20 protein-coding genes are annotated in these 18,459 nt (G+C 47.1%); 7 read left to right on the top strand and 13 right to left on the bottom strand.

The annotated features are described in order from the left end of the window. Positions 1-200 precede the first annotated feature (200 nt). Positions 201-1,178, bottom strand: a complete 978-nt coding sequence (gene epmA, locus HYN51_RS01510; protein WP_108901228.1) for an elongation factor P--(R)-beta-lysine ligase — start codon at positions 1,176-1,178, stop codon at positions 201-203. 392 nt (positions 1,179-1,570) lie between these two features. Between epmA and frdA the strand changes: the two genes are divergently transcribed. From frdA to frdD, 4 genes are read left to right on the top strand one after another with little or no spacing between them, the layout of a single operon-like run. Further along, a complete protein-coding gene (gene frdA / locus HYN51_RS01505) occupies positions 1,571-3,379 on the top strand; it encodes a fumarate reductase (quinol) flavoprotein subunit (RefSeq protein WP_108901132.1) in 1,809 nt (602 codons plus the stop codon). After that, a complete protein-coding gene (locus HYN51_RS01500; RefSeq protein WP_108901131.1) occupies positions 3,372-4,106 on the top strand; it encodes a succinate dehydrogenase/fumarate reductase iron-sulfur subunit in 735 nt (244 codons plus the stop codon). Before frdA ends, HYN51_RS01500 begins: the two co-directional genes overlap by 8 nt. An 18-nt stretch (positions 4,107-4,124) precedes the next feature. Beyond that, positions 4,125-4,514: a fumarate reductase subunit FrdC gene (gene frdC / locus HYN51_RS01495; protein ID WP_108901130.1), complete on the top strand. Its 390-nt coding sequence runs from the start codon at positions 4,125-4,127 to the stop codon at positions 4,512-4,514. 13 nt (positions 4,515-4,527) lie between these two features. Continuing rightward, a complete protein-coding gene (gene frdD, locus HYN51_RS01490; RefSeq protein ID WP_108901129.1) occupies positions 4,528-4,884 on the top strand; it encodes a fumarate reductase subunit FrdD in 357 nt (118 codons plus the stop codon). A 221-nt stretch (positions 4,885-5,105) separates the two neighbouring features. On the opposite strand, the gene HYN51_RS16225 is transcribed toward frdD, so the two are convergent. Further along, positions 5,106-5,282, bottom strand: coding sequence for a hypothetical protein (locus tag HYN51_RS16225; protein WP_157952950.1), 177 nt, complete (start codon positions 5,280-5,282; stop codon positions 5,106-5,108). Positions 5,283-5,561: 279 nt separating this feature from the next. Here HYN51_RS16225 and HYN51_RS01485 point away from each other — a divergent pair, with 279 nt between their 5' ends. Continuing rightward, positions 5,562-6,176, top strand: coding sequence for a trimeric intracellular cation channel family protein (locus tag HYN51_RS01485; protein ID WP_108901227.1), 615 nt, complete (start codon positions 5,562-5,564; stop codon positions 6,174-6,176). A 50-nt stretch (positions 6,177-6,226) separates the two neighbouring features. Here HYN51_RS01485 and rbsR read toward each other — a convergent pair whose 3' ends face one another. The 10 genes from rbsR to efp all read right to left on the bottom strand — a co-directional run bounded on the left by rbsR (position 6,227) and on the right by efp (position 14,142). Then, positions 6,227-7,228: a ribose operon transcriptional repressor RbsR gene (gene rbsR, locus HYN51_RS01480; RefSeq protein WP_230514002.1), complete on the bottom strand. Its 1,002-nt coding sequence runs from the start codon at positions 7,226-7,228 to the stop codon at positions 6,227-6,229. Between the two features lie 4 nt (positions 7,229-7,232). Then, positions 7,233-8,162: a ribokinase gene (gene rbsK / locus HYN51_RS01475; RefSeq protein WP_108901225.1), complete on the bottom strand. Its 930-nt coding sequence runs from the start codon at positions 8,160-8,162 to the stop codon at positions 7,233-7,235. Between the two features lie 85 nt (positions 8,163-8,247). Further along, entirely contained in the window at positions 8,248-9,135 is an 888-nt protein-coding gene (rbsB, locus tag HYN51_RS01470; protein ID WP_108901224.1) for a ribose ABC transporter substrate-binding protein RbsB, read from the bottom strand. Positions 9,136-9,159: 24 nt separating this feature from the next. Further along, positions 9,160-10,128 carry a ribose ABC transporter permease gene (gene rbsC / locus HYN51_RS01465; protein WP_108901223.1) on the bottom strand — a complete coding sequence of 323 codons (969 nt, stop codon included), beginning with the start codon at positions 10,126-10,128 and terminating at the stop codon, positions 9,160-9,162. 6 nt (positions 10,129-10,134) lie between these two features. Beyond that, the gene (gene rbsA / locus HYN51_RS01460; protein WP_108901222.1) at positions 10,135-11,640 is read right to left on the bottom strand and encodes a ribose ABC transporter ATP-binding protein RbsA; all 1,506 of its coding nucleotides are present in this window, start codon (positions 11,638-11,640) and stop codon (positions 10,135-10,137) included. Positions 11,641-11,649: 9 nt separating this feature from the next. Further along, positions 11,650-12,069 carry a D-ribose pyranase gene (gene rbsD, locus HYN51_RS01455; protein ID WP_108901221.1) on the bottom strand — a complete coding sequence of 140 codons (420 nt, stop codon included), beginning with the start codon at positions 12,067-12,069 and terminating at the stop codon, positions 11,650-11,652. 496 nt (positions 12,070-12,565) lie between these two features. After that, entirely contained in the window at positions 12,566-12,880 is a 315-nt protein-coding gene (gene sugE / locus HYN51_RS01445) for a quaternary ammonium compound efflux SMR transporter SugE (RefSeq protein ID WP_108901219.1), read from the bottom strand. Positions 12,881-13,017: 137 nt separating this feature from the next. Next, a complete protein-coding gene (locus HYN51_RS01440; protein WP_108901218.1) occupies positions 13,018-13,371 on the bottom strand; it encodes a DMT family protein in 354 nt (117 codons plus the stop codon). A gap of 42 nt (positions 13,372-13,413) precedes the next feature. Then, positions 13,414-13,512, bottom strand: coding sequence for an entericidin A/B family lipoprotein (locus HYN51_RS01435; RefSeq protein ID WP_108902114.1), 99 nt, complete (start codon positions 13,510-13,512; stop codon positions 13,414-13,416). A 63-nt stretch (positions 13,513-13,575) separates the two neighbouring features. Then, on the bottom strand, positions 13,576-14,142 hold the full coding sequence (gene efp, locus HYN51_RS01430; protein ID WP_108901217.1) for an elongation factor P: 567 nt from the start codon (positions 14,140-14,142) through the stop codon (positions 13,576-13,578). A gap of 41 nt (positions 14,143-14,183) precedes the next feature. Between efp and epmB the strand changes: the two genes are divergently transcribed. Then, entirely contained in the window at positions 14,184-15,212 is a 1,029-nt protein-coding gene (epmB, locus tag HYN51_RS01425; RefSeq protein ID WP_108901216.1) for an EF-P beta-lysylation protein EpmB, read from the top strand. 254 nt (positions 15,213-15,466) lie between these two features. Beyond that, on the top strand, positions 15,467-16,684 hold the full coding sequence (fliB, locus tag HYN51_RS01420) for a flagellin lysine-N-methylase (protein ID WP_108901215.1): 1,218 nt from the start codon (positions 15,467-15,469) through the stop codon (positions 16,682-16,684). Between the two features lie 93 nt (positions 16,685-16,777). Here the strand turns inward: fliB and groL are convergent, their stop codons facing one another. After that, a complete protein-coding gene (gene groL / locus HYN51_RS01415; RefSeq protein ID WP_108901214.1) occupies positions 16,778-18,424 on the bottom strand; it encodes a chaperonin GroEL in 1,647 nt (548 codons plus the stop codon). Positions 18,425-18,459: the final 35 nt, after the last annotated feature.

Genomic DNA, 18,459 nt, shown 5'->3' with positions numbered 1-18,459 from the left:
TTTGAACAGCACAAGCGCTGACCCGAAGGGTGAAACACCGCAAGGTATTTCATAATTGTCCCTAGGCGGACTAAGCCCGATGCGCTCAGACCCCAAGTACTGATGCCCTTCCGGCCGAACACCCAGTTGATATAGGCACTCAGCCATTACGACCGGAATATCCTCCGAAGCTAATTTAATAACTTCTCAAAAACCTCAACCTATGCTCTATCCACCGGAAACGCCATAACCTCACTAATCGACCGAGCCGAAAGCGCAATCATAATCAAACGATCGACACCCAATGCCACACCAGCACACTCCGGCATACCGTAGGCCAAAGCAGCCAAAAAGTTCTCATCAATGGGATGAACCGGCAGCCCACGAGCTTCACGCTTGCGATTTTCCTGCTCAAAACGTTGGCGCTGCTCACCAGCATCGGTCAACTCACGAAAGCCGTTTGCCAACTCAACACCCTTATAATAGACCTCGAAGCGTTCCGCCACGCGATGATCCTCGGAACTAATTTCAGCCAACGCCGCTTGTGATGCCGGAAAGTGATAAACAAAAGTGGGTTTTTCTTGACCGATATGCGGCTCAACGCCAAACGCAAACAGCATCTGCAACAACGTGTCGCGATCCTCTTCCCGGCTAGCCAGTTCTTCCATATCTAATTTAGCCGCAACAGCCCTTAACTGAGACTTATCCGCTGAAAGTGGATCAATATCCAGATGACGAATAAAGATCTGTTGATAGGAAACCACTTCACTGGCTTCACAATCCAGAATCTGTTGGAGTAAATCATCCACCTCGTTCATCAGACGGTACATATCAAAGTGTGGGCGATACCACTCCAACATGGTAAATTCAGGGTTGTGATAACGACCCGCCTCTTCATTACGGAAGCTTTTACCCATCTGATAGATAGGGCCGCTACCCGCAGCCAGCAGACGCTTCATATGAAACTCAGGGCTGGTCATTAAAAACAGCGTCATACCATCCGCAGCACCGGGCCCAACAAAACGAGTCTGAAAAGGGAACAGATGAATATCCGTAACCGTTGCCTGACTCATTGCCGGAGTTTCCACTTCCAACACGCCGCGCTCTAAGAAAAAACGTCTGATTTCACCGACAATTTTCGCACGCTTTAATAATTTAGCGATAGAAGCGCTGGGCTGCCAACTGGCCAGGTCGCTCATTTTTTCTACTCCAAAATTTATTTAGTCCGGCAGTCTACCCTTATCTCTTCCGACAGACAAATTTACCCACAGTTTTCTGATTTCAACCGTAACAATACTCGGTTATTCCAGAATGGAATAATATGAAAATACATTTATTTAATATATTGATCACATTTCATTAATATAACCATTTTCAAAAAAAATGAATGGATTATGCTGACTAACTATAAAAAAAATCGATCTCGTCAATATTCATCTACACAATATTAGGTAGAATAGACGTCCTATACTGGATTCACCAATATTTTCGGTGGTTCTAAAGGTTAACATCAGATTTTCCTAACGCCATAGATTTGACTGGCTGGTATAAGACTTACTTTTTCTTAAACTGGAACATTTGGAGGAATGCAGTGCAAACCTTTAACGCAGACATTGCTATCATCGGAGCAGGGGGCGGCGGTCTTCGTGCTGCTATTGCCGCTGCCGAAGCCAACCCCAACAGCACCATTGCGCTGATTTCTAAAGTCTACCCCATGCGCAGCCACACCGTCGCCGCTGAAGGCGGCTCCGCTGCCGTTATCAAGCCCGAAGACAGCTTCGAATCTCACTTCCATGACACCGTCGCCGGTGGTGACTGGCTTTGTGAGCAAGACGTCGTCCAGTACTTCGTGGAAAACAGCCCGCGCGAAATGGTCCAGATGGAACAGTGGGGCTGCCCTTGGAGCCGTAAAGACGATGGCTCCATCAACGTCCGTCGCTTCGGCGGCATGAAAGTTGAACGGACTTGGTTTGCCGCCGATAAAACCGGCTTCCACATGCTTCACACCCTTTTCCAGACCTCCCTTAAGTACCCTAACATCAAGCGCTTTGATGAGCATTTCGTTCTCGACCTGCTCTCTGACGAAGGTCATGTCCGTGGTTTAGTCGCCATGAACATGATGGAAGGGACCCTGATTCAAATCCGGGCCAATGCCGTGGTGATGGCCACCGGTGGGGCAGGCCGCGTTTACCGTTACAACACCAACGGCGGTATCGTCACCGGTGACGGTATGGGGATGGCATTCCGTCACGGCGTGCCATTGCGTGATATGGAGTTCGTTCAGTATCACCCAACCGGCCTGCCCGGCTCCGGTATCCTGATGACCGAAGGTTGTCGTGGTGAAGGCGGTATTCTGGTCAACAAAGACGGCTACCGTTACCTGCAAGATTACGGCATGGGTCCTGAGACCCCGCTGGGCAAACCGGAAAACAAATACATGGAGCTGGGTCCCCGCGACAAAGTCTCCCAAGCCTTCTGGCACGAATGGCGCGCCGGTCGCACCATTCCTTCTCCGCGCGGCGATGTGGTCTATCTGGACTTGCGTCATCTGGGTGAGAAGAAGCTGCTTGAACGTCTGCCGTTTATCTGCGAACTCTCCAAAGCCTATGTCGGCGTTGACCCGGTGAAAGAGCCTATTCCGGTTCGTCCTACCGCGCACTACACCATGGGCGGGATTGAAACCAACCAACAGTGTGAAACCCGTCTGACCGGTCTGTTTGCCGTGGGCGAATGTTCGTCTGTGGGGATGCACGGCGCTAACCGTCTGGGTTCTAACTCCTTGGCGGAGCTGGTGGTGTTTGGTCGCGTGGCCGGTGAACATGCTATTGCACGTGCCAAATCGGCCGCACCGGCTAACAGCAGCGCACTGGATGCACAGGTGGCGGATATCGAAGGCCGTCTGCATGCCCTGCTTAAGCAAGAAGGCACCGAGAACTGGTCGAAAATCCGTGATGAGATGGGCCTGAGCATGGAAGAAGGGTGCGGTATCTACCGTACCGAAGAGCTGATGCAAAAGACCGTCGACAAAATTGCTGAACTGAAAGACCGCTTCAAGCGCGTCAGCATTACTGACCGCTCCAGCGTGTTCAACACGGACCTGCTGTATACCATTGAGTTGGGTCACGGTCTGGATGTGGCTGACTGTATGGCCCACTCGGCGCTGTTACGTCGTGAATCCCGTGGCGCACACCAGCGTCTGGATGACGGCTGTACCGAACGTGATGACGTGAACTTCCTGAAACACTCACTGGCCTTCTACAGCCCGAACAGCACCACCCCGCGCATTGAGTACAGTGACGTGAAAATTACCACCCTCGCACCGGCTAAACGTGTATACGGTGCCGAAGCGGAAGCCCAGGCTAAAGAAGAGGCATTAAAGAAGGAGCAGGCGAATGTCTGAGATGAAAACCCTCAAAGTTGAAGTCATGCGCTACAACCCCGAGCGCGACAGTGAACCCCACTTCGAGGCGTATGATGTGCCTTATGATGCATCCACCTCACTGCTGGATGCGCTGGGCTATATTAAGGACAATCTGGCACCGGACTTGTCTTACCGCTGGTCCTGCCGGATGGCGATTTGTGGTTCGTGCGGCATGATGGTCAATAAGGTGCCGAAGCTGGCCTGTAAGACCTTCCTGCGGGAGTACACCGGTGGCCTGAAGGTAGAAGCGCTGGGTAACTTCCCGATTGAGCGTGACCTGGTGGTGGACATGACTCACTTTATTGAGAGCCTGGAAGCCATTAAGCCTTACATCATTAATGACAGCCTGAAGCCGGAGAACGGCCCGACCCTTCAGACGCCAGCCCAGATGGAGAAATACCATCAGTTTTCCGGTTGTATCAACTGCGGCCTGTGTTATGCCGCCTGTCCTCAGTTTGGTCTGAACCCGGAGTTTATTGGTCCGGCGGCCATTACCTTGGGACACCGTTACAATCTGGATACGCGTGATAAGGGTAAAGCGGCCCGTATGCCACAGCTTAACGGCAAGAATGGCGTATGGAGCTGTACCTTCGTCGGTTACTGTTCTGAAGTCTGTCCTAAACACGTTGACCCGGCCTCTGCTATTCAGCAGGGCAAGGTGGAGAGTTCGAAAGACTTTATGATTGCCATGCTGAAACCTCAATAAAGGGAGAGGGATACTATTATGATGACCAAACGTAAGCCCTATGTCCGCGAGGTGAACGCTGACTGGTGGAAGAGACTCGGATTTTATAAGTTTTACATGTTCCGTGAGAGCACGGCAATCCCTGCGGTGTGGTTCAGTCTGGTGCTGATTTTCGGTGTGTTTGCACTAAGAAGTTCGGAGAGCTGGTCTGGCTTTGTGGGCTTTTTAAGTAACCCGGTGGTGATGGTGATTAACCTCATTACGCTGATTATGGCACTGGTGCATACCAAGACGTGGTTTGACCTGGCCCCTAAGGCGGCGAACATTGTGGTGGGACAGGAGAAGCTGAGCGCGAAGCCGATTGTGATGTTCTTCTGGGGCGTAACGATTGTGGCGAGCCTGATAATTCTGGCCGTGGCACTGATTTAAGGAGTCGACTGACATGATTGAACAAAATCCGAAGCGCTCTGACGAGCCGGTATTCTGGGGCCTGTTTGGTGCGGGCGGAATGTGGGGAGCGATTATTGCGCCGGTCATTATTTTACTGGTGGCCATCATTCTGCCGATGGGCTGGGCACCGGAGGCGCTGAGTTATGAGCGTATTCTGGGGTTCTGTCAGGGATTTATTGGCCGGGTATTCCTGCTGCTGATGATAATCCTGCCGATATGGTGTGGATTACACCGTATGCACCATATGACCCATGACCTGAAGTGGCACGTGCCGGCGGGCAAGCTCGTATTTTACGGTCTGGCGACGGCGCTGAGTGTGATTGCGGTGATTGGGGTGGTGATGCTGTAAGCAGTATGCCCTTTGACTGTCATGATACTGGTTGTTAAGAAGCGCCCCTTTGGGGCGCTTTTTGCATACAGGGGGAATGGTTTCTTTAAATCAGCGGCAGTGGGTATTCCGGCCGTAAAAGCAATGTTGCACATATTACCTTTGTGCACGGCCGGGAGGGCCGTGAGTTTTGAGTGGTAATCAGCTTCGGAGTGCGTCAGGCCTAGCCGGGCTACGGGCAGTTATGAAACACCTTGCGGTGTTTCACCCTGCGGGCCAGCGCTAGCGCTGTTCAAACAGGCTTTGCCTGTTTGTCGTTGGCTGACGCCAAGTCGCCCCCCTCGCCCGTCTCTCCCAACGATTGGCTTTGTTGAAAAACCAAGGCTAACGGCTAACATGCCCTGACGAGGTGATTGCATCAGATGGTGACATCTGATGTTAAGAAGTAAAGAAGCGCCCCGACGGGGCGCTTTTTGAATACCGGGGGAATAGTTTCTTTAAATCAGCAACAGTGGGTATTCCGGCCGTAAAAGCAATGTTGCACATATTACCTTTGTGCCCGACCGGAAAACCGCCTGTACTCATAACACAAAAAACCGGCATTTTACCCCAAAATAAAATCAAAAAAGCAGCTGAAAAGCCCATTAAAAACTGAAATAATCAGCATACCAATCCATATTAAAATAGAAACAAGAAATATCATGCTTTTCTATCTATACATCATCGGTATCACCGCAGAATCAATGACAGGAGCGCTCGCTGCTGGTAGAAACAAAATGGATATTTTTGGCGTTATTATCATCTCAGCCGTCACCGCCATTGGTGGTGGAACCGTGCGGGATATCATTTTAGGGCACTATCCTTTAGGCTGGGTAGCCCATCCTGAGTATGTGCTGATTGTTACTGCAGCATCGGTGATGACTGTTGCTACATCACGCATCATGATCTATTTGAGGAAGTTCTTTCTGGTGTTGGATGCCGTAGGTTTAGTGGTGTTCTCTATCATCGGCGCGCAAGTTGCGATGAGCATGAATCTGCCTATTCTGATAGCGGGAATTGCAGGATTAATTACCGGGGTGTTTGGCGGAGTGCTGCGAGATATCTTCTGTAATCGTATCCCATTGGTATTTCAAAAAGAGCTGTATGCCAGCGTCTCTTTTGCTTCAGCCATGCTGTATATCGGCCTGATTCATCTGAATATTATGGCGGATATTGCGATCATCGCTACGCTGATTTTTGGTTTTATCTTCAGAATGCTAGCCATCTGGTTCAAGATCGGTTTACCGGTTTTCAACTATCAGATTAATGACTAATGATTATACTCGTTCAATACCGTTTTTTATGCGAAACGGTATTGATTGGCTTAGCACATGCCAACAGAGTCGCGTTCCACTAATTCAGGCGTCAGTTCAAGAGTGCGTGGTTCGATGATTTGCTTTTCTAAACGTTGAAGTAACGTGTCTATCGCCAATTTCCCTAGCGCATCCGTTGGCTGATGAATGGTCGTCAGCGGCGGCGACATGAATTTTGCCAGTTCAATATCATCGTAGCCAATAACCGCAATATCCTTCCCTACCTTTAACCCGGCCTGGTTTATTGCCAGATAAACACCAACAGCCATAGCATCATTGCAAGTGAAAATAGCCTCCGGTAGCTCCGGTAACTTTAGTAACCGCTGCATGGCCTCAAGACCGCCTGAGAACTCAAAATTGCTAAAAATTTGATAGGCCTCTGGCGCAATCAATCCGGCACTTTCCATTGCCTGCTGGTAACCGTGTAAACGGCGACGAGCTTGAGTGTTATCCTGCGGTCCGGTAATGCAGGCTATTCGATGATAGCCTCGGGAGATAAGATACTGAGTCGCCAGTTTGCCACCGATAAACGAGTTATCCTGAATGGTATCGCAGACCCCGTTAAACGGTGCCCAGTCCATCATCACTACGGGCAAATGAGGATAATGACGAAAGAGTACTTCAGAAATGGGGTTACGATCATTACACATCAAAATCAGGCCATCAACCCGGCGCTGTAACAGGGTTTCCAGACTGCTTCCCATTCGTTCAGTATTACCTTCGGTGTTACACAGAATTAGGCTGTAGCCGCGCTCATAGCAGCTCTCTTCCACTCCCCTGACCACCTCCGCATAAAACGGGTTATTGCTGGAGGTCAGGAGCATGCCGATAGTACGAGTCTCTTTCGCTTTCAGGCTACGGGCCACCGCCGAAGGAGAGTAATTGAGTTCAGCAACAGCAGAAAGAATCTTATCCCTGACGGGTTGGCTCACAAAACGGTTATTATTAATAACGTGAGACACCGTTGACGTAGAGACTCCCGCCAAGCGGGCTACATCTTTCATCGTTGCCAAAACACTACTCCTGTCTGGTTGCTAAAAAAGCATCGATCTCTTTACGCCACGGTACAGAAGGCTGGGCTCCCCGACGAGTTACCGCTATTGCTGCTGCCGCATGACCAAACTTAACCGCCTGATACATTTCCTGACCTTCAAGCATCGCCGTGATCAAAGCACCGTTAAAAGTATCACCCGCAGCAATCGTATCAACAGGTTCAACTTTATAGCCTTCAATCAAGCTACCGATACCATCAATACTTACCCAAGCACCACGGCTACCCAAGGTAATAATCACCGTGCGAATACCTTTCGCATGCAATAATCCGGCGGCTTTGTTGGCGTCGTCGCTGTTAACAATGGTTATACCCGTTAACTGCTCTGCTTCCGTTTCATTAGGGGTAATAATATCGATGTTAGCCAGCAATTCGTCCGATAGTTCACGTGCTGGCGCCGGATTAAGGGCAACGAGTGTGTCGCTCTGTTTCGCCAATTTGGCGGCTGCCAGAATGGTTTCTAGCGGTGTTTCCAACTGCATTAGCAGCACGTCAGCATCAATAACCTGCTGACGATATTTATTCAGATAATCAGGGGTAACCGCTGCGTTGGCACCTGCATCAATAGCAATGACGTTTTCGCCTTTGCCATTAACAAAAATCATGGCAACACCGGTATTCATACCACTGATGCTCTCAATAGGTTGGATATCAATATTATCCAGTTCTAACTGCCGGCACACTTGCTTGCCGATATCATCATCACCAACACAGGCAATAAAGGTAATATTGGCACCGCTACGGCCTGCGGCCACAGCCTGATTAGCGCCTTTACCGCCAAACGAAATTCGGTAGTCTTTGCCGGTAATCGTTTCACCCGGGCGAGGGAATTCATTCACATTAAGAATGTGGTCTGCATTAATACTTCCCAGCACCACCAATTTATTCGCTGACATCATCGCCCCCTTAGGAAAGATCACGCGGTAAATGCGATTTTACCGCGTGTGCTACATGCTGATAACGTTCTGTCTGTTTGCAGACTTATTCGGTGATCAGCTTTAATGCTACCGGATTGCTTGCTTCAACTTTCTCGCCTTTCAGGATCTTGTCGGCAACTTCAACACCCATACTACCGATCAGTTCAGGCTGTTGAGCAATGGTCGCGCCCATACGGCCACTTTTCACGGCTTTAATACCGTCGTTAGTACCATCGAAGCCAACAATCAGCACATCTTTCTTACCGGCGGTTTGCAGTGCACGCATTGCACCTAGCGCCATTTCGTCGTTTTGAGCAAACACGGCCTGAACATCAGCATGTGCTGTCAGCAGGTTTTGCATAACATTCAGACCCTTAGTGCGGTCGAAGTCTGCCGGCTGACTGGCTAACAGTTTGAATGGATGGTCAGTCATAGATTGCTTAAAGCCTTCACCACGCTCACGAGCGGCAGACGTTCCGGTAATCCCTTCTAACTGAATCACTTTGGCATCATTACCCAGTTTCTTGGCAATAAATTCACCGGCCATTTTACCACCAGCTACGTTATCAGACGCCACATGGCTGGCAACTTCACCTTTGTTCGCTGCGCGATCCAGAGTAACCACAGGGATCTTGGCTTTGTTAGCCATAAGTACTGCGTTACCCACAGCATCAGAATCTGTTGGGTTGATCAGCAACAGCTTGGTGCCGCGTACGGTCAGATCCTGCACGTTACCTAACTCTTTAGCCGGGTTATTCTGCGAATCCAGAACGATCAGGTTGTAACCCAATTCGTCGGCTTTTTTCTGAGCACCATCCTTCATGGATACGAAGAATGGGTTATTAAGTGTGGAAACTACCAGCGCAATGTTATCCTTCGCCATCGCTCCAGCACTGACAGAAAGGGTTAACGCGGTAGCAGAAACTAACATAGCCAGCTTTTTCATATTCATCTTCATCATTCCTGTATAAAAAGGTTATTTACTGCTTCTGTTTTCTACTAATACCGCCAGTAAAATGACGGCGCCTTTCACTATCATTTGGAAGTAAGCAGATACGCCTAACAAGTTGAGCGCATTGCTCAGGAATCCCAGAATCAGAGCACCAATCAATGTACCGGTGATCCGCCCTTTTCCTCCAGCCAGACTGGTTCCCCCCAACACGACCGCCGCAATGGCATCTAACTCATAGCCAATACCTGCTGTTGGTTGAGCTGAGGATAAACGTCCAACTTCAATAATGCCTGCCAGCGCGGTTAACATACCGCACAGCGCGTACACTATAATTTTAACCCGATCGACGCTGATACCGGACAAACGTGTTGCCGATTCATTACCGCCCAATGCGTAAATATAACGCCCCAGACGGGTGTGATTCAGTAAGTACCATGCGCCAACAAATACGATAACCATAATCCAGATTGGTGCAGGGATACCCAACGGACGCCCCACCCCAAACCACTCGAAAGCTTCCGCCGAGTCGGTAAAGCCTAGATTTATCGGGCTACCTTCCGAGAAGACCAGCGTTGCTCCGCGCAGCATTAACATCATTACTAGCGTGGCAATAAACGCCTGCACTTTACCTTTGGCGACAATTACACCGGTGATGGTACCAATACCCGCACCCAACACCAAGGCTCCCGCCAAAGCAACAAAAACGTTTAGCTCAAGACCAACCAGCGATGCCGCAACAGCGCCAGTTAACGCCAGTATTGACCCCACCGACAGGTCAATCCCTGAGGTTAAGATCACCAGCGTCATACCCACAGCAATAATGGCGTTTACCGAAGTCTGTTGCAAAATATTGAACAAGTTATCGATAGTAAAGAAGTTAGGGCTAAGAAATGAAACCACAATGATCAAAACGATCAAAGCAATCAGCGATTTCTGTTCAAGCAACCACTCCTTATTGAAGCGACTGGTTGAAGGTGTTTTTGAGGTATTCACTGTGTCTTACTCCTGCGTAACACCGTACTGTTTGCCGACCGCTGCCGCCATCAGTACTTCTTGTGTTGCCTGTTCAATAGGGAATTCGCCGCTGATACGGCCTTCATGCATAACCAGAATACGATCGCTCATGCCAATGACTTCCGGCATTTCAGATGAGATTAAGATGATGCTTAATCCTTCACGTTTGAACTGGTTAATAAGTTGATAGATCTCTTTCTTAGCACCAACATCCACACCGCGCGTTGGCTCATCCAGAATCAGAACGTTTGGACGCGTCATCAGACCGCGGGCAATAGCAATTTTTTGTTGATTACCACCGGACAACAGGCCAATGGCCTGCATCATCGATGGCGTTTTGATATTAAATAATTTAATGAAATCACTGACAGCCTGCTGCTCTTCAGCATGCTTTAGTGAGCCCCACTGTTTGCTGAAATAGCGTAATGCAGTAAGCGACATGTTTTCTTTAACCGACATGCCCAGTACCAGACCGTCACCTTTGCGGTCTTCTGAAATATAGACGATGCCATTTTTCAGACCATCCTGCGGGCTATGAATTTTTATATCATGTCCCTCAAGAACCACGCTGCCAAAGGTATGGGGCAGCGCGCCGTAAATCATTTTCATTAATTCAGTACGCCCGGCCCCCATCAGACCGGAAACACCCAAAATCTCACTACGGTAAAGGTCGAAACTAACATTGTGAACGCCTTTACCGGAAAGATTTTTTACCTGTAAGCGCAAATTACCGCGAGGCTGATCCAGTCGAGGGTAGAGATCTTCAAGACGACGCCCTACCATCATTTCAATCAGTCTGTCTTCATCTAAATCGGCTACCGGACGTTCGCCAATGAAAGCGCCATCGCGCAGCACCGTCACATCATCACAAATTTCAAAGATCTCTTTCAGACGATGAGATATATAGACGATACCGCAGCCTTGGGCACGCAGCTCATTGATGACGTTAAACAGCGAGGCGGTTTCGGTATCCGTTAGCGCATCCGTCGGTTCATCCATGATGATGACTTTGGATTCAAAACTCAGCACTTTGGCAATTTCTACCATTTGCTGATCGCCAATAGACAGCTCACTGACCAAACGGCGACTGCTGTAGTGCACATTTAAGCGACGCAGTAGACGATCGGCTTCCGCATAGGTTTTCTTCCAGTCAATACGACCAATGGCATTAACAAATTCCCGGCCAAGAAAGATATTTTCAGCAATGCTCAGTTGTGGAATCAGGTTTAGCTCCTGATGGATAATACCGATCCCCGCCTCCTGAGAAGCTTTAGGCCCGCTGAATGCGATTTCTTTACCAAGGTATTCGAGAGTTCCGGCATCTTTGGTGTAAATGCCGGTCAGTACCTTCATCAGCGTCGATTTACCGGCACCGTTCTCTCCCAGCAATGCCATCACTTTACCGGGATAGACGCTAAGACTGGCACCGGATAGCGCCTTCACGCCAGGGAAGGATTTATCGATACCGTTAAGTTTAAGCAGAGGTTGCATAGGAGTACCTCAAAACACAACGCCGGAGCACAAAATAATATTGGCGTAAGGAGAACATTCACCCGTACGTACTATGGCTCGGCTGCTATGGGATAAAGCCTTAAACTGTTCATGGGTGACATACTCCAGTGCAATAACATTGCCTTGGCGCTGTTCCAGTTGTTTAAGACGGGTCAGCAACTCTTGATGAATCTGCTGGTTCTTTTCTTTGATTTCACTGGCAATAATCGCTTTTTCAACCTGCATTTCATCCGTCACGGTATCAAATACCTGTAAGAATGAAGGCACGCCGAGCGTCAGTGCTAAATCAATGCGCTCAACAGATGCAGGAATGGGTAAACCTGCATCGCCGATAGTCAGTGTATCGGTGTGCCCTAACTGCGAAATCACGGAAGAGAGCATAGAGTTAAGCAGCTTACCTTTTTTCATTTATCCCACCTTCTATTGAACTGATTTGGCGGTTTTACCGTCATCGAAACGTTTCGTTATGGTCAGGAGTATTAGAAAAATCGTCGTGGAAAGCAAAAGTATTTTGGAAAAATTGTGATATTTATCGAAACGTTTCGATTTATAGCCAATGCCCACTTCAGCTGAAACGGTTAAGTCAGAATGGGTAAGTGCCACCTCAAGTCAGGATCACCAGAAGTATAGTTGGATAATTGATGTTCAGAACCCAAAAAAGAGTGGCTGAATTTATCACACGGAAGATGAGGAAAAAGGTACGGTTCAATAACGCTAGAAGCGAATTCTTGTTGGAGAGTACAAATAAGATAATCAAGCAGTGGGGGGTTCTCCCACTGCCATCTATTGAAGCGACTCATCTACAATCCGTTTTTGCCATTGTTGAAGCGAAATACACCCCGTCGGCAGACCGATATCGTAAACTTGCCCCATGCGTATCGAATACCCAGTGAGCTAATATCGATTACGAGCTAAACTTCAGGCCAATGATACCGACGATAATCAGACACAAACTGATTATTCTCATCATGCTGGCCGACTCCCCCAGCAAGACGATCCCCGTAATTGCAGCTCCAACGGCACCAATGCCAGTCCAGACAGCATACGCCGTTCCCACGGGGAGTGTTTTCATGGCATTTGCCAACAGAAAAACGCTGGCGGCCATTGCCACGGCGGTAATAATACTGGGGGTTAAACGAGTAAATCCTTGACTATATTTCAAACCAATTGCCCATACCACTTCCAACAAACCGGCAATAAACAGAATAATCCAGGCCATAATAGGTACTCCCCTGATACTTTGGGGTCGTCCCCTAAAATGATGACGCGTGGTTAGGTCGTCCCAACCAGCCAATAAACAGGTGCTGCCAATTTTATTTCTAGAAAGCCAAAAAATACAACAACACAGCTTCTCGACTATACCATGATTTTATTTCTGAACATAAAAAACACCGCCCCCAGCAAGCACAAGCCAGCCCAAATATAGTCGGTGCGAAAAGGTTCTTTAAGAATGTACATGGAAAAAGGAATAAACACCGTCAGACTAATCACTTCCTGAATAATCTTTAGCTGGCCTGCGCTAGCTACTTCATAGCCGATGCGGTTAGCCGGTACCTGCAATAGATATTCAAACAGGGCAATACCCCAACTGACTAATGCAGCAATCACCCAGGTTTTACTGTGAAAATATTTCAAATGCCCATACCAGGCAAAAGTCATGAACACGTTGCTTAGCGTCAACATGCAAACCGTGATAATCAATGATGACATGGCGGCTATACCCTGATAACAGAATAACCTGAAAAATTAGCTTCAACTGGCCCCTCGTTCAATTACACTACCAACATGGCGAATATCTTCTCCGAAACCACGAACGGTGTTACAACCACTGAGCGCTGAAACTACAACGATAAAAACTTAGGCAAGACAAAACAGATAAGGCCGTAAACGGCCTTATGCTGGCGATTAAGAAAATTACTTAACGCGAGATACGTATTCGCCAGAGCGAGTGTCTACTTTAATCACTTCGCCTACCTGAACAAATAGTGGAACTTTTACTACCGCACCGGTAGATAAGGTTGCTGGTTTACCACCGGAACCCGCAGTATCACCTTTCAGACCAGGATCGGTCTCAATAATTTCCAACTCAACAAAGTTAGGTGGGGTTACAGCGATTGGCGCACCATTCCACAGGGTCAGAATACACTCAGCCTGCTCAACCAACCATTTAGCACTATCGCCAACGGATTTTGCATCAGCAGCTAATTGATCAAAACTTTCATTGTTCATGAAGTGCCAAAAATCACCGTCGTTATATAGATAAGTCAGGTTCATATCCATAACGTCAGCACCTTCAGCACTATCGGTAGATTTGAAGGTTTTCTCTAATAACTTACCAGAAATCAGTTTACGCAGACGAACGCGAGCAAAGGCTTGGCCTTTACCTGGTTTCACAAATTCACTTTCAATAACGGCACAAGGTTCGCCGTCTAGCATGATTTTAAGACCCGGACGGAAATCGTTGCTAGAATAAGTCGCCATGATGGTCCTCTTTCTTGATTAATTAGGTAGCTCAGCTAAAAATGGCGCACATTGTAACCTATAACACCGCAACTAGAGAAGGATGGTTGCAACAGTTATCGGATGTTATTACCGATCCTGAAGAATTATTACGCTTTTTATCTCTTGAGAATCACCCTGAACTACGTGCTGGCTTAGCGGCTCGTCGTCTGTTTGCCGTACGTGTCCCTCGGGCATTTGCAGCAAAAATGAAAAAAGGTGATGCCAATGACCCTTTGTTGCGACAAGTCATTACGCTACAAGATGAGTTTTTTGAAGCGCCAGGTTACAGTACCGATCCTTTAGAAGAGCAAACTTCAGCCGTCCCTGGTCTATTGCATAAATATCATAACCGGGCCTTACTGCTGGTTAAGGGAGGATGTGCCGTTAACTGTCGGTACTGCTTCCGCCGCCATTTTCCCTATCATGATAATCCTGGCAATAAAGAGGGGTGGAAAAACGCGCTAAATTATCTCAGCCAACATACGGAGCTGGACGAACTTATCTTTTCCGGCGGCGATCCGTTGATGGCAAAAGATCATGAGCTGGACTGGCTAATAACAGAGGTAGAAAAGATCCCTCATCTACAACGCTTACGTATTCATTCTCGTTTACCTGTAGTTATCCCCGACAGAATAACGGATGAGCTATGTCAACGCTTGGCCCGTTCGCGCTTGCAGATCGTTTTAGTGACCCATATTAATCATGAAAATGAGATTGATGCTGATGTAAAAAACAGCATGCAGAAATTAAAAAATATTGGAATAACCTTACTAAATCAAAGTGTATTATTAAAAGGAATTAACGACAATTACAACACATTAACTAACCTAAGCAATGCATTATTTAATGCAGGAATATTACCTTATTATCTCCATGTTCTAGACAAGGTACAGGGCGCAGCTCATTTTATGGTAGATGACAATGAAGCTCGCCATATCATGAGAAAAATGTTGGAAACAACATCGGGCTATTTAGTTCCTAAGTTGACTCGTGAGATTGGAGGCCAACCCAGTAAGACACCATTGGATTTGAATATAACTGATTTATAATTCAATTAAAAAAATCATAGGAGAGCACATCAAGGAAGTACTAAACCGCTGATGGTTCTCTTATGAAAAATATTAATTAATATTCAAAATAATTTGAATTAATATATTTTAACCAATAAATTACAATTGCTATGAAATATTTTTTCAAACCAACACAATTCTCTATTCTTTATATTGCCTTTACTTATTTACCGGTTGGGAATAAAACCGTATTATATCCATTGATGGAATAAATACATATTGGATCGGCTTAGATGAATATCATCAATATTTATGAACCTGAATATGTACGTCGATTTCAATGTAATGGCGGTGGATGCTTATGTACCTGCTGTATTGGTAAAGAGATCCCTCTGGATAAAATTAGCACGCAGGCTTATCTGAAAAGCTCTGATGAAAATATCCGCACCGTGGCTCAACAAAGCATCCAACTGGCAAAAACCGATCTGGAAAACTGGGGCACCATTCATCTGACCAAGGACAACTACTGCCCGTTTTTTGATAAAGGTCGCTCCTGTACTTACTGTCTTATTGGCCGCAGAGACGATCTCCACACTCGTCCTAAATTCTGCTTAGATTACCCTTATGTCAATATTCGTTGGCAAAACGAGCTACGCAAAAGTTTGGCGATTGAGTGCCCTGAAGCTTGTGGCCAAATTCTAATGAGCCAAACCTCCATCTGGTTGGAATCAAAAAAATTAATTTCATCCCGGAGCCAATCACCCCTCAACGATATCTATCACAAGGTTAACTCCAAGTGTATTGCTATTGCACTGCGTCCAGAACTGTCGCTTTCAGAACGATTAATGGCAATCGGCGAATTAGTATTGCCGATAAGCCGAGATGATTACACCAATAAAAAACAGAAACAGCAGACCATCAAAGAATTGAATCTGCGGGCCGAGTTATTGGCTCATGATTATATTAAATCCCGCATGAGTATGATCCCCCGCAATAATGTGGCCCGCTGGCAGTTATTTGCTCAAATTGGGTCTCAGGTAACAGAATTAGCCAACGTTGAAACTTTGCCCAACATGGCGACCTTCTGGAATGAGGTGCACCATGATATTCTCCAGCAGTCGACAGAGAGTGGTGCTCAGAAAATTGCTGCACTTGAAAATGCTTGGATACAAACTGTCACTCCGGTATTTAACGAATTCCCTCATGTGGTAACCAACTATCTATTTTATCGCCTTTACCACGATAGCTTCCCCTATCATGCAAAGATGTCAGAGGAAGAAACCTATTATCAACTGATCGCTGACTGCTTTATATTGCGCAATCTGATTGGCTATTGGGCTCTGAAATATTCTCAACTCAGAAAATCAAAAATGATCGATATTGTGAATATTTATCACCGCTGGCGCCGCCAATATCCAGAATCATTTAAGCTGTCGGCCGACAGCCTGAAAGAAGCAGGTCTTTATCATCCGGAAAATATTCTCCAACTCCTATGGAATCCCATATCTTAACCGTTTCTTATCATTCATTTTTAGAGCATAAAAAAACCCCGGCATAAAAAACCGAGGTTTCTACTATTCAGACTGGCTGAATGTATAGGGGAATTACATCATTCCGCCCATACCACCCATGCCGCCCATACCACCAGCAGCACCCATGTCTAATTTTTCATCTTTCGGTAAATCAGTCACCATACATTCAGTCGTGATCATCAGACCGGCGATTGAAGCAGCGTATTGCAGAGCAGAACGGGTTACTTTGGTTGGATCCAAAATACCCATATCGATCATATCGCCATACTCTTCAGTGGCTGCGTTATAACCGTAGCTACCGTCACCGGCTTTCACGTTATTTGCCACAACAGAAGGTTCTTCACCGGCGTTAGCCACGATCTGACGTAATGGTGCTTCCATTGCGCGTAACGCAACACGGACACCAACGGTTTGATCTTCATTATCACCCTGCAGATCGGCAATTTTCGCAGCAACGCGAATTAATGCTACACCACCACCAGCAACCACACCTTCTTCTACCGCTGCGCGAGTCGCTTGCAGAGCATCTTCTACACGCGCTTTTTTCTCTTTCATTTCAATTTCAGTTGCAGCGCCCACTTTCAGCACAGCAACACCGCCAGCTAATTTAGCTACGCGTTCTTGCAGTTTTTCACGGTCGTAGTCAGAAGTTGCTTCTTCAATTTGCTGACGAATTTGCGTTACGCGGCCTTTAATAGCGGCTTCGTCACCAACGCCATCAATGATGATGGTAGTATCTTTGTTGATAACAACGCGTTTTGCCTGACCTAAATCCTCTAGAGTCGCTTTTTCCAGCTCTAAACCGATTTCTTCAGAAATAACCGTACCGCCAGTCAAAGTCGCAATGTCTTGCAACATGGCTTTACGACGATCGCCAAAACCAGGTGCTTTGACAGCAGCCACTTTTACGATACCGCGCATGGTGTTAACTACCAGCGTAGCCAATGCTTCACCTTCCACATCTTCGGCGACGATAACCAGTGGTTTACCCGCTTTAGCAACAGCTTCTAATACTGGCAGCATTTCACGGATGTTAGAGATCTTCTTATCCACTAACAGAATGAAAGGACTTTCCAGTTCAATAGCACCCGTTTCTGGTTTGTTGATAAAATAAGGTGAGAGGTAACCGCGATCAAACTGCATACCTTCAACAACGTCTAACTCGTCCTCTAGGCCGGTGCCTTCTTCGACGGTGATAACGCCTTCTTTACCTACTTTTTCCATCGCTTCAGCAATCAGTAAACCAACGCTTGAATCGGAGTTAGCAGAAATAGTACCAACCTGCGCAATCGCTTTAGAGTCAGAGCAAGGTACAGACAGTTTTTTCAACTCTGCTACCGCTGAAATAACCGCTTTGTCGATACCGCGCTTCAGATCCATTGGGTTCATACCCGCAGCAACGGCTTTCAGACCTTCAGTCACAATCGCCTGGGCCAGTACAGTTGCAGTAGTGGTACCGTCACCTGCAGCATCATTGGCTTTGGAAGCAACTTCCTTAACCATTTGTGCGCCCATATTTTCAAATTTGTCTTCCAGCTCGATTTCACGCGCTACGGATACACCGTCTTTAGTGATTGTTGGTGCGCCAAATGACTTATCTAGAACTACGTTACGACCTTTAGGTCCCAGAGTCACTTTTACTGCATCGGCCAGAACATTTACACCACGTAACATTTTTACGCGAGCATCATTACCAAACTTAACGTCTTTAGCTGCCATTTTCAGGTTTCCCTTAACTTTTCAATTCAGTTCAA

The organism is Limnobaculum parvum, from assembly GCF_003096015.2.
In the GTDB taxonomy this organism is placed as follows: Bacteria; Pseudomonadota; Gammaproteobacteria; order Enterobacterales; family Enterobacteriaceae; genus Limnobaculum; species Limnobaculum parvum.
This window is presented reverse-complemented; position numbering and strand designations above follow the sequence as displayed.

Coding starts and splice junctions, on each gene's coding strand:
- rbsB (WP_108901224.1), bottom strand. CDS start 9,135: ATGAATATGAAAAAGCTGGCTATGTTAGTTTCTGCTACCGCGTTAACC.
- sugE (WP_108901219.1), bottom strand. CDS start 12,880: ATGGCCTGGATTATTCTGTTTATTGCCGGTTTGTTGGAAGTGGTATGG.
- epmA (WP_108901228.1), bottom strand. CDS start 1,178: ATGAGCGACCTGGCCAGTTGGCAGCCCAGCGCTTCTATCGCTAAATTA.
- rbsD (WP_108901221.1), bottom strand. CDS start 12,069: ATGAAAAAAGGTAAGCTGCTTAACTCTATGCTCTCTTCCGTGATTTCG.
- frdD (WP_108901129.1), top strand. CDS start 4,528: ATGATTGAACAAAATCCGAAGCGCTCTGACGAGCCGGTATTCTGGGGC.
- HYN51_RS01500 (WP_108901131.1), top strand. CDS start 3,372: ATGTCTGAGATGAAAACCCTCAAAGTTGAAGTCATGCGCTACAACCCC.
- groL (WP_108901214.1), bottom strand. CDS start 18,424: ATGGCAGCTAAAGACGTTAAGTTTGGTAATGATGCTCGCGTAAAAATG.
- efp (WP_108901217.1), bottom strand. CDS start 14,142: ATGGCGACTTATTCTAGCAACGATTTCCGTCCGGGTCTTAAAATCATG.
- HYN51_RS16225 (WP_157952950.1), bottom strand. CDS start 5,282: ATGCAATCACCTCGTCAGGGCATGTTAGCCGTTAGCCTTGGTTTTTCA.
- HYN51_RS01440 (WP_108901218.1), bottom strand. CDS start 13,371: ATGTCATCATTGATTATCACGGTTTGCATGTTGACGCTAAGCAACGTG.
- rbsA (WP_108901222.1), bottom strand. CDS start 11,640: ATGCAACCTCTGCTTAAACTTAACGGTATCGATAAATCCTTCCCTGGC.
- rbsK (WP_108901225.1), bottom strand. CDS start 8,162: ATGTCAGCGAATAAATTGGTGGTGCTGGGAAGTATTAATGCAGACCAC.
- fliB (WP_108901215.1), top strand. CDS start 15,467: ATGAATATCATCAATATTTATGAACCTGAATATGTACGTCGATTTCAA.
- epmB (WP_108901216.1), top strand. CDS start 14,184: ATGGCGCACATTGTAACCTATAACACCGCAACTAGAGAAGGATGGTTG.
- frdC (WP_108901130.1), top strand. CDS start 4,125: ATGATGACCAAACGTAAGCCCTATGTCCGCGAGGTGAACGCTGACTGG.